This is a genomic window from Nocardia spumae (assembly GCF_020733635.1).
Classification (GTDB): Bacteria; Actinomycetota; Actinomycetes; order Mycobacteriales; family Mycobacteriaceae; genus Nocardia; species Nocardia spumae.
The window spans coordinates 4,391,611-4,406,435 of record NZ_JAJFZL010000001.1 but is presented as its reverse complement, the minus strand read 5'-3'; the positions used below and the strand labels follow the sequence as shown (position 1 = coordinate 4,406,435).

The window sequence follows — 14,825 nt, the reverse complement described above, 5'->3', positions numbered from 1 at the left end:
GTGGTGATACCGCCACGCCGGGCGTGCGTTATCCGGTCGCGGGGTGGTGGTGGTCCGGCGGTGGGGTGAGGTGTTCGACCACCACCAGATTTCCGCCGGATTGTTTGGCCCGGTACATGGCGGCGTCGGCGGACTGCAGCAGGCGGTCCGGTGTCGGGCGGGGACAGCGAGGACAGATGGTCGCGTCGTAGACGGCGACGCCGACGCTCGCGGTGACCTCGACCGCGGTCTCCGGAGGTTCGGCGACCGCGCGGCGCATGCGTTCGGCCTCGGTGTGCGCGGCGGCGGCGATCGGCGCGGCCACCACGAACTCCTCTCCGCCCGTGCGCGCCACGACCGCGCTCTCGCCCGCGGCTGCGTGCAGTCGCCGGGCGGTTCGGACCAGCACGGTGTCACCGACGCGGTGCCCCCAGGTGTCGTTGACGTTTTTGAACCGGTCGAGATCGAGAGTCATCACGGCGAACGCGGGGTACCGGTCGACCAGGCGCGGCAGGCGGATCTCGAGGCCGCGCCGGTTGAGCAGTCCGGTCAGCGGATCCGACAGCGATTCGGTGCGCAGCAGCCAATACAGGATCTGCAACGCGGGTAACGCGCTGACCACCGAGACGAACAACAGCAAGGCGACCGCGAGGGCCAGCCGGATATCGCCGCCCCCGGTCACGATGCGCACCGAGAACACGATCACCGACAGCAGCGACCATGCCGAATGCGCCGCCAAAGCGCGCGCACTGTGAAAAAAGCCCAGGTAACTGCCGGTCACCACGAGCAGTACCGTTCCCATCGCCGCGAACAACCGATCCGGCACCTGAAGAAACTCCAGGATGAACAGCACATCGGCGCAACCGATCAGCACCAGCGATTCGACCCTGCCCGGCCAGCGCAGCAACCACCAGCGCACGGCCCACAGCGTCCCGCACAGCACCCCGACCGTCGAGGCGATGCCCGGGTGTCCGGGCGGTCCCACCGGTGAGCCCGTGATCACCGCGCCCATCACCGCGATCACGGCGCCCGCGACGCCGACCAGCACCTTCAGCGGGCCCAGCGCCGATCTGGCGGTCAGGGTGTGCACCAGCCAGCGGTAGTCGACCGGATCGTTCCACCAGGCCCGCAGTGTGTTGCTGTCATTCATCGACTCACCCTTGGTCCCGACCGCGTTGCCTCACCGCCGCTCGCACGAATGCGAGAACTCCAGGAAATCTCTCCGGCTGATCCGGAGCAGTCTAGACCGGGCATTCCGGCCCGATGGGCGAATATGGGCCGCGGGCAGACGGCTCAGGCTCCGGACGAATCCGGCCCGGCGAATCTGATAGCGGTGCGGGGGAGCTGTCGAATCCGTCGTCGCGAGTGCCGGCTCGCGATGACGGCCGGTCGCGCGGCACACGCATGGAGCTATCGCGCGGCATGCGCCGGAGCTATCGTGCGGCAACAAGTGCTGGGTGCCGGGGCCGCTGTCCTGGGCGCACCGCGCGGCCGGCGCCTCCGGCGAGGTCGGCATACCGCGGCGAGCGGAAAGGGCGCCCGCCCGTGAATCGCTCGCGGTGACACCGCGACAGCCGACCGTGACGGACGGCGGCCGGCCTATCGAAATATATTGCGGCCCTGTGCTTTCGGTGCTCGGTTCGGCGCCGATCCGTGGGTGCGGAGGGCCAGGGCGCGCGGGCCGGCTCGTCGACGGCTGCCCTCCGCACTCCGACAGTCCCCGGACCCGAGAGGAGCTCACGGCGTGGCTGCCGGCGGAAGACCGGCGACGGATTATTGTGTCGCGCAGGCCATCCCCGAGAATCTCGTCTACCATTGGCTGTGAGGTAGCTGGCCGCCGTTGGGCGGCTTGCGCTTGCGTTCGCAGATCGGGAGAGTTGTTGTGGCACAGAAATACACGCCGCAGGTCCAAGCCGAACTCACCGAGATGTACGAGCAATATCGGGCGCTACTCGACCAGGGGCAGCGCTGGTCGTTGCGCAGACTGTTCAGCACCGCGGACTGTGATATCGCCGAGTACTGCGGTGACTTCACGCCGAACCGCTTCGGCGAGCAGGCCTGCGCGGCGGTCGAGGACTTCTGCCGCGGCCACGACATCTGGCTGGAGAACGGTGGCGCGCAGTACAACAGCATGACGCCCTATCTGCACCCGAGGGCCACGACCGCCGAGCGGATGACGACCATCGGGATCTACAACGCGATCCTGTTCTGGCTCAACGACACCGTGGGCCGCGAGAAGTTCGGCCATCTGTCGCCCGCGCAGCAGGCGCGAGCGCTGCACGAGGTCGACCGGCTGTGCCGATTATTCGAGGCGGACCACACTCCGCCGCATTCCGCTCCGCCAGGATCCGCCCCCATCGAAGCCGCGGCCACGGAATTTCTGTCGATCATCGCCGAACAGTCCGATCCGGTCTGGTTACGACGCTTCCGGGAATTGACCGTCGCCCATCTGCAGCCGGCCATCCGCGATCAGAACGCCAGTGCGCGCCGCGATCTGCTCGGCGTCGGCGAGTACATCGAACTCCGCAATCAGATCTCCGGTATGTACCCCGCGATCGCGCTCTGCGATTTCGCGCGCGGGGTGGTCCTGCCGTGGGAGCGGATCCGCGACGCCGGGCTCGATGACGAGGTGCGTGTCCTCATCCGGTTGACCGCCGAGATCGGGGCCTTGATGAACGACGTCTTCTCCTTCGAGAAGGAGTGCATCGTCGATCGTTCCGATTTCAATCTTGTTCCGATACTGCTGCTCAACACACCCGGCGCGACGCTGACCGATGCCGTGGCCGCCGCCGCTACCGTCGTACGCGACCGGCTGACCCACTTCCGCAGGTTGCGGGCGCGAGTGCTGCGGCACTGTGTGAGCAGCGGAAACGGCGAGCTCACCGACACGATCGCCGACTATCTCGAGGATCTGGACCAGTGTGTGCAGGCGAGCTGGGTGTGGCAATGCACGACCGCCCGGTACAAAGGTAGGTCGATCTTCATGGAAGATCACGACGCCTAGAGGTGTTCCCTGTCGTGAGGATTCCGGCGTGCAGTACTTTTGCAGCAGCGACGTTTAGCGTTGCGTACAGAGCGGTACCAGCCGGAGGAGGCACTACCGGACGCCCGACCTCGACGGGCTCCCGAACCGGGCAGGGGAGTTGTAGTGGACGACCTGGAGTACACCGCGTTCGCCCAGCAGTGGCGACGCGCTTTGGCCTCGCTCGCGGATTCCAGTCCCTACACTGATGTAGAAATATCGCTGCTCCGTGAGTTGCTGCGCGATCTTCTGGCCGGACTGAACGCCGCGACCTTCGATCCCGCTGTCGGCTCGCGAGTGGGCGCCGCCTTGGCGCACGCGCGGCTGACCGACCCCGGGGTACCCGTCGTCTCGGCGCCGGTGCTGTACGGGCTGATCGATTACTGCGACCATCCCGAATCCGGTCCGCGGCTGGCGGCGGTACTCGCCGCCCTCGGCCAGGGGCACCATGACGCCTCGGTGGCCGAACGCGCGGCCCAGTCGGAGTACGACAAGCGTTTCCGGATCGTGTTCGACCACGCGTCCATCGCCATCGCGGTCGGTGATACCGACGGCGCCCTGCTGGAGGCCAATCCACATCTGGCGGCGATGATCGGTGTGCCACAGGAGGCGTTGTACGGGATCTCGGTCTACGACTTCGCGCATCCGGACGATCAGAACGAGATCCGACGGATGGTCTACGACAAGCTCGTCCCGGCCAAGGAGGGCACCGCGCGGATCGAGCGGCGATTGCTGCGCGCGGACGGGAGCGTCGGCTGGGCCGCCTTCGCCATCACCTACGTCAAGGGGGCCGGTGACGAGCCGGACTATCTGCTGGCGATCGGTGAGGATGTGACCGAGCGCCATCAACTCCAGGAGCAGCTGCACTACCAGGCCCGCCACGACGCGCTCACCGGCCTGCCCAACCGCCGGCATCTGCTCGAACAGCTCAGCCAGGTCATCGCGGCGGCCGGCGATTGCGATCGGATGGGACTGTGCTTCACCGACCTCGACCATTTCAAGGAGGTCAACGACCGCTACGGGCACGGAACCGGTGATCAGGTCCTGGCGACGGTCGGCCGGCGGCTGCACGACAGCCTGGACGGGCAGGGGTGTCTGGTCACGCGTATCGGCGGCGACGAGTTCGTGGTCATGGTGTTTCCTCCGGCGGACAACGAGCGGGTCACCGCCGTCGCCGATCGGCTGCGCGGTGCCCTGTCGGAGCCGATCATCGTCGGCGGTCATCGGTTGCATATCTCGGCGAGCATCGGCGCCGTGGTCACCCCGATCGCCGGCACCGATCCGGAATGGCTGCTCGATGCCGCCGATACGACCCTCTACCACGCCAAATCCGATGCCAAGGGCGATTGGATCCTGCACACCGTGCACCCGGTGGACGGTAGCGACGACCATCGCGTCGGATCCCGCTGACCGGAGAGTGGGTCCCTGCCCGAGGGCCCCGAATTCCGCAATCCAGCGCTTTCGCGCGGTGAGGCGTCCACGATTGATCGATGACCGATACGCCGGACAGCGGACCGTACCGCCAGTTGACGACGCTGCGTGCCGCGGCCGTCGCCGGCATCGTCTTCGCCGTGCTGTTCGCGACCAGCCTGGTGTTGATGCGACTGACACTGCCCAGCGATCCGTTCACGCCCTGGGCGACGCGCAACGATGCGAGGATCACCATCGCGGTCCTCATGATGCCGTTCGCCGGTATCGCGTTCCTGTGGTTCCTGGGCGTGGTGCGCGACCGGCTCGGGCACCTCGAGGACCGGTTCTTCTCGACGGTGGTACTCGGCAGCGGAGTGCTGTTCCTGGCGATGGTGTTCGTCGCGACGGCGACCGCCGGCGCCACACTCGCGCTCTCCCGGCATTCGCACAGTCCGCATGACGAGGTGATCTCCTTCGGTCGTGAGTTCATGTTGCACATCAGCAACGTCTACGGTGTGCGCATGGCCGCGGTCTTCATGATCTCGCTGGCCACGATCTGGTTCCGCACCGCGCTGGTGCCCCGCCTGCTGGTGCTCGTCACCTACCTGCTCGCCCTGGTTCTGTTGATAGTGGTCAGCCACAGCCTCTGGGTGACCCTCGTCTTTCCCTCGTGGGTGCTGGTGATCAGTGTCTATCTCCTGGCCACCGGCCGGCGCGAATCGAGTCACAGCCCCTGAACGACTGGGGCGACCACCGGCGTCGAGCCGGTATTCGCGGTGGTATCCGGACTGTTCGCCCGTTCCCTCCCCCTAATCTGAAAAACGCTGTAACCCAACCGAATACCGCAGGGATACCTGGATGACCTGTCCAATCCGATGAGGGGAACAACCGAACAGCATGAGTCTCGAACGGCTCACCGCCACCGCGATCATCCTCGCCGGCGTCGCCACCATCCCGCTGCTGGGCGCCCCACCGGCCGACGCCCACGACACCGACGTCGTCCGCGGCCACGAGCGCTGCGACCTCACCCACGACCAGCGGCACTACACGCACGGCGAGAGACCGCATCCCGGCCGGAGGCTGTCCACCGGTAGTGCGGGGCGTTAGTCATGGGTGAGAGGAAACCAGCGTTGTCGGCCGAGGATCTCGCGCACATCGAAAAGGTTGTCCACGAACGGCTCCCGTCCCCGGATCGGTCGCTTGTCGAGATCGCGCGGACGATCGTCGACTACTACCAGCAACACCCGGACCGAATCCCGAAATGATCCTGTCTCGGCGGTCCGACCCGCCGAGCCGATATCCGGATTGCGCCCCGGAGGTTCCCGTCGCCCGGGGCGCGACCGCTTCGAGGCATCACGACATGGCGGCCGGGACGTCGTCGGCGAATCGTTCGATCGGCGCCGGTCGGCGATCTCGTCTCGCTACTGTGTGACCGAGAGCACATAGTCCGCAGCGGCTCAGAGTGACCGGGTCGCGCGTACGACGGGAGCGAGCATGACCGCCACCACCGAGTCGACGAACGAATCGATCACCGAGCCGATGCGCTCGCGACGTAACCACTGGAACAACCAGGTGCAGCGGCATTCGTTCATGACGCCGGACCGGACCGCAATCACCTACCTCGACCGATCGACGTCGTGGCGCGCGCTCGACGAACGCTCCCGCGCGTTCGCCGCCGCCCTGCATCGGCGCGGAGTCCGGTTCGGCGACCGCGTCCTGATGGCGCTGCTCAATCGCACCGAGTACATCGAGGCCGTATTGGGAGCCAATCTGATCGGCGCGATTCCGGTGCCGGTCAATATCCGGATGAGCCCGGCCGAGGTGTCGTTCCTGGCGACCGACAGCGGCGCCCGGCTCATCGTGACCGAGAAACCGCTCGCGCCGCTGATGGATGCTGTGAGCGTGGCCACCGGCGCGATCGATACGATCATCGTGGTCGACGGCGGTGACGATCCGGCCCATCTCGATTACGAGGCGTTGCTCGCCGAGGAGTCGGCCGATCCGCCCGAGATCGATGTTCCCGAGGACACCGTCGCGGTCATCATGTACACCTCGGGCACCACCGGAAAACCCAAGGGCGCCATGCTCACTCACACTAATCTGCAGGCGCAGGCGGTGACCACGATCAACGCGAGCGACGGCGGCACGGACGACGATGTCGCCTCGGTCGTACCGCCCCTCTTCCACATCGCCGGTCTGGCGGCGTTCGCACCGGTCTTCTACCGGGGCGTACGGGCGGTGATTCATCCACTCGGCGCGTTCGACGCCGACGCCATGCTCGACATCATGGAACGCGAGGGCACGACCTCGGTGTTCATGGTGCCCGCCCAATGGCAGGCCATCTGCGCGGCGCAACAGGCCAGGCCGCGTGCACTCGCGCTGCGCACCATCAGCTGGGGCGCGGCCCCGGCCTCCGATACCGTGCTCACGGCGATGAACGAGACCTTCCCGCGGGCGCTCAACATGACCGCGTTCGGCCAGACCGAGATGTCTCCGGTCACCTGTGTGCTCGAGGGCAAGGACGCATTGCGCAAGATCGGCTCCATCGGCAAGGTGGTGCCGGCGGTCACCGCTCGCATCGTCGACCCGATGATGAACGACGTCAAACCGGGTGAGGTCGGCGAAATCGTCTACCGCGGACCGAATTTGATGAAGGGCTACTGGCAGAATCCGGAGGGCACCGCGGAGGCGTTCCGCGGGGGGTGGTTCCACTCCGGTGACCTGGTCCGCCAGGACGAGGAAGGATTTCTCTACGTCGTCGACCGGGCCAAGGACATGATCATCTCCGGCGGCGAGAACATCTATTGCGCCGAAGTCGAGAACGTCTTGTACGGGCATCCCGCGATCGCCGAGGCCGCGGTCATCGGTCGGGCGCACGAGAAGTGGGGCGAGGTGCCGGTGGCCGTCGTCGTACTCGTCGACGGTGTCGACGGGTTGACACTCGCCGAACTCGAGTCCCATCTCGACGACAATCTCGCTCGCTTCAAGCATCCGAAGGATCTCGTGATCGTCGAGGAACTGCCGCGCAATGCCAGCGGCAAGGTCGTCAAGCCGGAACTGCGCAAGGCCTACGGGAGCAAGGATGCGGGGTTGGCCCACTGAGCGCTGCCGCGCACCGAGCTGTCCGATGAGTTTCGGTGGTCCGCGGTGTCTATCTCTTCGAGGCCGTCGCGGTCTCGCAGAGATGGGAGGGCCCGATGTCGGTAATGGACCAGGAGCCAACGGGGTCGAAGCGTTCGGCGCAGCATCCGACCGTGAAGCGGATGGCCGAGAAGGCGCGAAGGAGACCGGATCCGGTGGTGACCGCTGCCCGGCTGCGCGACATCTGCCTCGCTGCCGGGGCGGACGATGTGGGCTTCGTCGCCGTCGACGATTCACGGGTGGCAGCGGAACTCGAGCATGCGCGGGCAATCCTGCCCTCGGCGCGCACGTTCGTGGCGTTCTGTGTTCGGATGAATCGCGACAATCTGCGCAGTCCCATGCGCAGTCTCGCCAATACCGAGTTCAACCACGCCGATGACGACACCAACGAGGTCTCGCGTCGTATCACCAGAGCGCTTCAGGATGCCGGCTATCGCGCCGTGTATCCCGCACCGGGATATCCGATGGAGGTCGATCGGTTTCCGGGGCGGGTCTGGGTGATCGCGCACAAGGTGGTGGCGCAGGCTGCCGGCCTGGGCGTCATGGGAATTCACCGCAACGTCATCCACCCGAAGTTCGGCAATTTCATTCTGCTCGGCACCGTGGTCACCGATGCCGAGATCGACGAGCCGAGCGCTTCGCTGGAGTTCAATCCCTGTCTCGAATGCAAGCTGTGCGTCTCGGCGTGCCCGGTCGGCGCTATCACCGATGGCGGTGGTTTCGATTTCCAGGCCTGCTACACCCACAACTATCGAGAGTTCATGGGCGGCTTCACCGATTGGGCCGAAACCATCGCCGACAGCGCAGACCGCGAGGACTATCGCGCGCGGGTGAGCACCGGCGAATCCTTTTCGATGTGGCAGAGCCTGTCCTTCAAACCGAACTACAAGGCGGGATACTGCATGGCCGTGTGCCCAGCGGGCGAGGATGTGATCGGCGCCTTCCTCGACGACCGCAGAGGACACCTCGACGAGGTCGTGCGCCCGTTGCAGAACAAGTCCGAATCCGTCTACGTGCTGCCGGGATCGGCCGCCGAAGAGCATGTCACGCGCCGGTTTCCGAACAAGACCCCGAAGCCGGTGGGCAATGGCTTCGGCGACGAGATCAACGCCCTGCTCGATCAGATCGGGCCACGACCCCGCCCGCGCGACGTGCCGGATCGACGAGGTCTTCGATGAGCACCCGAGCTGGTGGCAGCGATTCGTCGAAAGCCGGGGTCGTGCTCACGATGGGCGTGGAGCGACCTGGGACGGATGCATGTCCCGCAGTCCGCGCCACACCGGGTGGCGCAGAATCCCGTCGCGGGTCCATTCGGTGAACGCCACTTCGCCGACCAGCACCGGGTCGACCCAGAACAGGTCCGCGTCTGTGACCGCGTTGACGACGGGCGGTGTATCTCGTTGCAGTACAGACAGTCTCGCGTACAGGTCGGCCAATGCCCGGCGGGTGAACCCGGTTCCGACGTTGCCGGCCCACACCAGATTCCCGCTGCCGTCGGGAATCGCGACCAGCAGTGATCCGATCCAGCCGCCGCGGTTGCCGCTGCCGCGGCGCCAGCCCACCACGATCACATCGACCGTGGCGACGTTCTTGATTTTGGTCCACAGCGGACTCCGTTGCCCGGGCAGGTAGCGGCCGTCCAGACGTTTGGCCACCAATCCCTCCAATCCGAGCTCCCGGGATTGGGCGAGCAGATCGGCACCGCGCCCGGCCAGCCGGGGCGAGAGCCGCCAGTGCGCGCCCCGGAGGCCGATCTGCTCGAGCAGTTCGCGCCTGCGCAGGTAGGGAAGGTCGATCAGCGACCGGCTGCCGATGTGGAGGAGGTCGAATACGACGAATACCGCCGGTGTCGTCTCCGTCAGCGCGGCGATCGCGCGCGGATCGCGCTGGTGCATACGTGGTTGTAGCGCCTCGAACGAGGGCCGGCCGTCGACGAACGCGACGATCTCACCGTCGACGACATAGGGCGGGTCCGCGGGGGCGAGGCCGGTCAGCTCCGGCCAGGCCGCGGTGATGTCGTTGCCGTTGCGGGAGATCAGCCGCAAACTCTCGGTGACATATGCCGCGGCGCGGATGCCGTCGTACTTCAGTTCATAGGCCCAGCCGGTATCAGTGCTGGGCAGCCGCCCTGGGGCCGCCAGCATAGCCGCGTATCGCGGCAGTCTCACCACCGCTGGTCCACCGGTCATTACCGGCTCCTTCGCCGATATCTGCCACTTATAGCTAACTTACGGCATTCGGGTGGTCGGCCGGTAGGTGAGGCGCAACGGAGGTCCGCGCGACCTACGGCGAACTGTTCGGCACCGCCGCGAGATCCTTGGCTCCTTCCTGCGACGAGCTCAGCTGGTCACCGCCGTTGTCGGTGCGGGTCAGGCGTGACCAGTACGCGCGGGTCAGGCCGCGCAATCCGACGACCGCGCGGCGTGGAACGCCGACGCGGGCGCGGTGGGCGAAGATGTCGAAGTCGAGGTCTTCGATGCGGTCGAGAATCTCGGAGTAGAGGGTGAGGGCGGCATGGACGCACGGCCGTGAGTGCGGTGGCAACAGGGCGATGCCGGCCCGGGCGAAGGCGTAGATCTCGCGGGTGAGTGCGTGCTGGGCGGTGAGAGCGCGCCGGACCCGAGCGTCGGTGCGGCGGTGGGCCTGGCACCACTGCAGCAAGTCGCGATCCACGTCGTCGGCGGCCAGTTCATCGGCCGGCAGATACACCCGATCTCGGGCCAGATCTTCGTTCACGTCGCGGAGAAAGTTGGTCAGCTGGAACGCTTTTCCGAGCGCGGCCGCGTACGGCGCGGCTTCCTCCAGCGATGCGACGGTGCCCAGCACCGGAAGCACTTGCAGCCCGATGACTTCCGCTGAGCCGTATACGTAACGGTCGAGTGCGCGGCGATCGGGATAGTCGGTGATCGACAGGTCCATGCGCATCGAGGTCAGGAATGCCTCGAACAGGGAGTCGGGGATCTCGTAGGTGGCCACGGTGTGCAACACCGCGGGCATGACCGGCTCACTGCTGGTGTCCGCTGTGCGGAACTGTTCGGCGAGCCGGTTCAGCTGCGCTGTCCGATCGGCCGTGGTGCGGGTCGGGTCGATATCGTCGCAGATATCGTCGGCGCGGCGGGCGAAGCCGTAGAGAGCGTGAATCGCGGGTCGCTGCACGGGGGTGAGGAGCCCGGTCGCGAGGAAGAAGGTGCGACCGTGCCGGGCATTGAGTTCACGGCAGGCTCGGTAGGAGTGACGCAGGGCTGGATCGTGGGCATCGGTGCGGGACAAGGTGATGGGATACATGGGCTTCCCCGGTCAGCGGGCGAGTGGACGTCGGGCGGCGGTGACCTCGATGAGGCGAGCGGGTGACCGCGGGCGTGACGGCAGACCGGTGATGCGGTCCGCCGCCAAGCGGCCGGAAATCAGAACCGGAGGAATTCCGACGCCCGGTATGGTCGATCCACCGGCCAGGACGACATTGTCGAGACCGCGAATCATGTTGGCGGGCCGGAAGGGCCCGGTTTGGGACAGGGTGTGGGCGAGCGCGAACGGACTTCCGTCCGCCAGGCCCTGACGCGCCCAGTCCGCGGGTGTCGTCGAATGCAGCAGTTGCGCGTCGGAGATCGGCATCGGCAGGCGGTCTCGAACCGTCGACAGGATCTCGTGGGCGTAGGTGGGCGCGAACCGATCCCAATTGATCGGCCCCCGAACGAGGTTGGGTACCGGCACGAGAATGTAGATGAGGTCTCGACCGGGAGGCGCCAGCGTGGGATCGGAAGCAGTCGGTCGGGTGACCAGCAGAGAGGGATCGTCCATGACCCGACCGTGGGTGATGATGTCGCGGAAGGACTCCTTCCACGCATGGCCGAACAGCAAAGAGTGGTGGGCCAGTTCGGGGGTGGCGGCGCAGCCGATGTGCAGGATCACCGCGGAGGGCGCGACGGCCGGCCGTATCGGTCGATGTGACCGGTGCGTCAGAAGCCGGTAGGAATCGGCGAGTTCCGTGGTGAGTACCAGGGCATCGCAGGGTATGCGCTCACCCGTGTCGGTGATGACCGCGCGGATGCGAGATCCGCTGCGGTCGAGGGAGGTGACAGTCCTGCCGTAGTGCACGCGCACTCCGGCGGTCCGCGCCGCGGCGGCCAATGCCTCGGGTAGAGCACGCATTCCGCCCTCGGGAAAATAGACACCGGCCACGGTATCCATGTAGGCGATCACCGCGTAGGCCGCCAGCGCTCGGGTAGGTGCGACCCCGGCGTACAGCGATTGGAAGGTGAACACGCGGCGCAGGTCCGGATCGCTGATGTGATTGGCGATCGCGCGGTCCCAGCGCCGAAATCCGCCCAGTGCGGCAAGCCGGGCCAACGACACCGGCGACAGCGACATCGGGGAATCGATATTGGCGGAGATGAAGCTGTCGAACTCGGCGCGATAAAGGCGCTGAAGCCACTGCCGCAACCGGAGGTAGCCGGCCGCTTGATCGGGACCGGCGAAGTCGGTGATCGCCTCGGCCATTCGGTAGCGGTCACTGTGTACCTCGAGTTGCCGGCCGTCGGCGAAATGGGCCCGGTAGGCCGGACTGACGGGGTGCAGTACCAGGCGATCACGCGTGTGTTCGCCGACCGCGGCGAACACGTCGTCGATCACCTCCGGCATCGTCAAGACGGTCGGGCCGGTATCGAGGTGATAGCCGTCGATATCGGCCCGCCCCGCGCGTCCGCCGGGCAGCCGCTCCCGTTCCACGATCGTGACGGCCCTGCCTCGGCCGGCCAGGTGCAGGGCGGTGGACAGTCCGGCCAATCCGGCTCCCACCACGACCACGTGGTCGGTACGACCGATAACCGTGCGCATGCGGGACTCCTCTCACTCAGCTGTGACGGGCGGTGCAGATCAGCGCCATGCCGTAGAGCAGGTGACGCTGTGTGTCGGGAAGCGAGGTGGTGTCCAGAACGCGGCGTGCCTCGGCTATCCGGTTGGTGATCATCGACTCGATGCACTCGGGTGCGCCGGTGTCGGCGATGAGTGTGCGGAGCCGGGCGAGTGTGGTCGGGTCGGCGGACGGCGCGGCCAGCAGCTCGGTCAATTCGCGCCGAGCGCGGGGGTCGGCAAGTTGCGCGGCGGCGACGACCACGGTGGTGGCTTTGCGCTGTCCGAGGTCGGTGTCGCAGGGTTTACCGGTGATCTCGGCGGTGCCGAAAACCCCCAGCAGATCGTCGCGTAGCTGGAATGCCTCACCGACGGCGTCGCCGTAACGTCCCAGGGCGGCCAGTGTGCGATCGTCGCAACCGGCCATGGCGGCGCCCATCTCCACGGGCCGTCGCACCGTGTAGTTGCCCGACTTGGCCCGCGCGATGGCGAGCACCGAGCTCAAGGTCGGCTCCGAGCGGGCATCGTTGAGCAGATCGGCGAATTGCCCGAGCGCCAATTCGATGCGCATGCTGTCGTAGCGTGGCCACAACCGGTCGAGCGCCTGTTGGTCGATGCCACTGTCGCGCAACATCTTCTCCGACCACACCAGGCAGATGTCACCGAGCAACGTCGCCGCCGACTCGCCGAATCGCGATGCCGAACCGGGAAGGGCGTGGTCGCGATGACGCTCGGCGAACCGTCGGTGGGCGGCGGGGCGGCCGCGACGTAGGTCGGCTTGGTCCATGACATCGTCCTGGATCAGCGCGAAGGCGTGCACCAGCTCCAGCGCCGCAGCGGCCCGCACGGCGGCGGCGCTCGGCGCGGCCCCGCACAGCCACCCCAGATACATGAACGACGAGCGCAGGCATTTGCCTCCGCTCAGATAGTGACGGGCGATGTCGTCGACGGCGATACCGCAGATCGGGTCGACGCCGTTGTGGTCGAGGAATGTCTCCAGCTCCGACACCACCCGCGTCCGCACGGCGGTTCGCCACCGGTCGACCAGTGCGTCGGACCCCTTCGGGGTGCGGGTGAGATCGAGTTCGGGACCCGATGATCGATCGGATGCGGCGACGCTCACAGGTACTCCTCGAATCGTGAAACAGTGGGTCATACAAGGAAAGTCGGATATCCCGGTGCTACCGGGACCGAGCCGGGCTCGACGTGCGCGGTCACGTCTCGGAGGGGCGCAGCGGGCTCACCCCCACCGGCGCCGCGGCGTGGCCCCGCCGCCGACAACTCGACGTGCCGCGGCGACGGGATGGATCCGCTCCGAGGCGCGGCATCGTCTGCATACGTCCGGGTAGCGGGCTCTCGGCGATCGGGTGTGTGCCCATGCGGGCCTCTTCCTTCCTCGATGACTTCCCCAGGGTACCCCATTCGATGCAGAATCGATGCAACAATGTGCAGGCGGGATGGAACGAGAGGACATGAGATGACCGATCAATTCGCGCACAACCGCCCCGGCCTCGCGGACGCGATCGGTCTCGAGTCCTCCGCGGGTGCGGCGGTGGCGCTGTTTCCGGTCGCCGAAGCCGCCCGGCAGGTGGGTATTCCCGTTGCCACATTGCGAAGTTGGAACACGCGGTACGGACTGGGGCCGGCCGAACATCGCGCCGGTCGGCACCGCGTCTACACCGCCGCCGACGTCGAGGTGCTGCGTCGGATGGTGGAGCTGGTGCACTCCGGGGTCGCCCCGAGTGTCGCGGCCGCCATCGTGCGCGGTCCGGTGGTCGTAGCCGACGTGGATTCGCTGCTCGCGGCGGCTTTCGCGCTCGACACCCGGGCGACGATCGCGCAACTGTCCGGTCATCTGCGCACCGAAGGTGTGGTGGCGACGTGGGAGCATCTGTGCCGGCCCGCGCTACAGCGTGTCGCCGATCAGCAGGACGCGGGTCGTTCGTGTATCGAGGTCGAGCATTTCCTGTCGTGGTGCATCACGGCCGCTCTGCACCGGATCGGCGCCGCCGGTGCCACGCGAGCGGATGTCGTGCTCGCGTGTACGCCGGGTGAAACCCATACCCTCCCACTGGAAGCGATCCGCGCCGCCCTCGCCGCCCGTGACGTCGCGACCGAAATGCTGGGTGCCGACGTGCCGGTCGGCGCACTCTCCGACGCCGTGGCTCGTCACGCCGGGACCGTTGCGGTACTGCTGTGGTCGCAGCGCGAATCGACAGGCTCGGCCGCTGCGGTCCGAGCCTGCGCACAGGCGGGTGCCACCGTGTGTGTCGCCGGTCCGGGATGGGCCGATGTGCGCCTGCCGGACGGGGTCACCGTCGTCGGCGATCTGGCCGAGGCGCAGACATTGCTGACAGCAGGTCGAAGCCCTCGCAAATGACGCATCGCTAACGCATCGATTGCGCGTATAGTCGGAAGTCTGATC

12 protein-coding genes are annotated in these 14,825 nt (G+C 66.9%); 7 read left to right on the top strand and 5 right to left on the bottom strand.

The window, feature by feature from the left end:
- Window positions 1–28: 28 nt before the first annotated feature.
- Window positions 29–1,129, bottom strand: a complete 1,101-nt coding sequence (locus tag LKD76_RS19655) for a GGDEF domain-containing protein (RefSeq protein WP_227982784.1) — start codon at window positions 1,127–1,129, stop codon at window positions 29–31.
- 732 nt (window positions 1,130–1,861) lie between these two features.
- Between LKD76_RS19655 and LKD76_RS19650 the strand changes: the two genes are divergently transcribed.
- The 6 genes from LKD76_RS19650 (at window position 1,862) to LKD76_RS19625 (ending at window position 8,730) form a co-directional block, all read left to right on the top strand.
- Window positions 1,862–2,983 carry a terpene synthase family protein gene (locus LKD76_RS19650; RefSeq protein ID WP_227982783.1) on the top strand — a complete coding sequence of 374 codons (1,122 nt, stop codon included), beginning with the start codon at window positions 1,862–1,864 and terminating at the stop codon, window positions 2,981–2,983.
- Between the two features lie 144 nt (window positions 2,984–3,127).
- Window positions 3,128–4,411, top strand: a complete 1,284-nt coding sequence (locus LKD76_RS19645; protein ID WP_227982782.1) for a sensor domain-containing diguanylate cyclase — start codon at window positions 3,128–3,130, stop codon at window positions 4,409–4,411.
- Window positions 4,412–4,491: 80 nt separating this feature from the next.
- Window positions 4,492–5,148, top strand: a complete 657-nt coding sequence (locus LKD76_RS19640; protein WP_227982781.1) for a hypothetical protein — start codon at window positions 4,492–4,494, stop codon at window positions 5,146–5,148.
- A 160-nt stretch (window positions 5,149–5,308) separates the two neighbouring features.
- The gene (locus LKD76_RS19635) at window positions 5,309–5,518 is read left to right on the top strand and encodes a hypothetical protein (RefSeq protein WP_227982780.1); all 210 of its coding nucleotides are present in this window, start codon (window positions 5,309–5,311) and stop codon (window positions 5,516–5,518) included.
- Between the two features lie 387 nt (window positions 5,519–5,905).
- Window positions 5,906–7,513: a fatty-acid--CoA ligase FadD5 gene (gene fadD5 / locus LKD76_RS19630; RefSeq protein ID WP_227982779.1), complete on the top strand. Its 1,608-nt coding sequence runs from the start codon at window positions 5,906–5,908 to the stop codon at window positions 7,511–7,513.
- Window positions 7,514–7,617: 104 nt separating this feature from the next.
- On the top strand, window positions 7,618–8,730 hold the full coding sequence (locus LKD76_RS19625) for an epoxyqueuosine reductase (protein WP_227985316.1): 1,113 nt from the start codon (window positions 7,618–7,620) through the stop codon (window positions 8,728–8,730).
- Window positions 8,731–8,775: 45 nt separating this feature from the next.
- Here the strand turns inward: LKD76_RS19625 and ligD are convergent, their stop codons facing one another.
- The 4 genes from ligD to LKD76_RS19605 form a co-directional block, all read right to left on the bottom strand.
- Entirely contained in the window at window positions 8,776–9,741 is a 966-nt protein-coding gene (gene ligD / locus LKD76_RS19620) for a non-homologous end-joining DNA ligase (protein ID WP_227982778.1), read from the bottom strand.
- A 94-nt stretch (window positions 9,742–9,835) separates the two neighbouring features.
- Entirely contained in the window at window positions 9,836–10,837 is a 1,002-nt protein-coding gene (locus LKD76_RS19615; protein ID WP_227982777.1) for a phytoene/squalene synthase family protein, read from the bottom strand.
- Between the two features lie 12 nt (window positions 10,838–10,849).
- A complete protein-coding gene (crtI, locus tag LKD76_RS19610; RefSeq protein ID WP_227982776.1) occupies window positions 10,850–12,385 on the bottom strand; it encodes a phytoene desaturase family protein in 1,536 nt (511 codons plus the stop codon).
- A 16-nt stretch (window positions 12,386–12,401) separates the two neighbouring features.
- Window positions 12,402–13,523: a polyprenyl synthetase family protein gene (locus LKD76_RS19605; RefSeq protein ID WP_372465876.1), complete on the bottom strand. Its 1,122-nt coding sequence runs from the start codon at window positions 13,521–13,523 to the stop codon at window positions 12,402–12,404.
- 354 nt (window positions 13,524–13,877) lie between these two features.
- Here LKD76_RS19605 and LKD76_RS19600 point away from each other — a divergent pair, with 354 nt between their 5' ends.
- Window positions 13,878–14,780: a MerR family transcriptional regulator gene (locus tag LKD76_RS19600; RefSeq protein ID WP_227982775.1), complete on the top strand. Its 903-nt coding sequence runs from the start codon at window positions 13,878–13,880 to the stop codon at window positions 14,778–14,780.
- Window positions 14,781–14,825 lie beyond the last annotated feature (45 nt).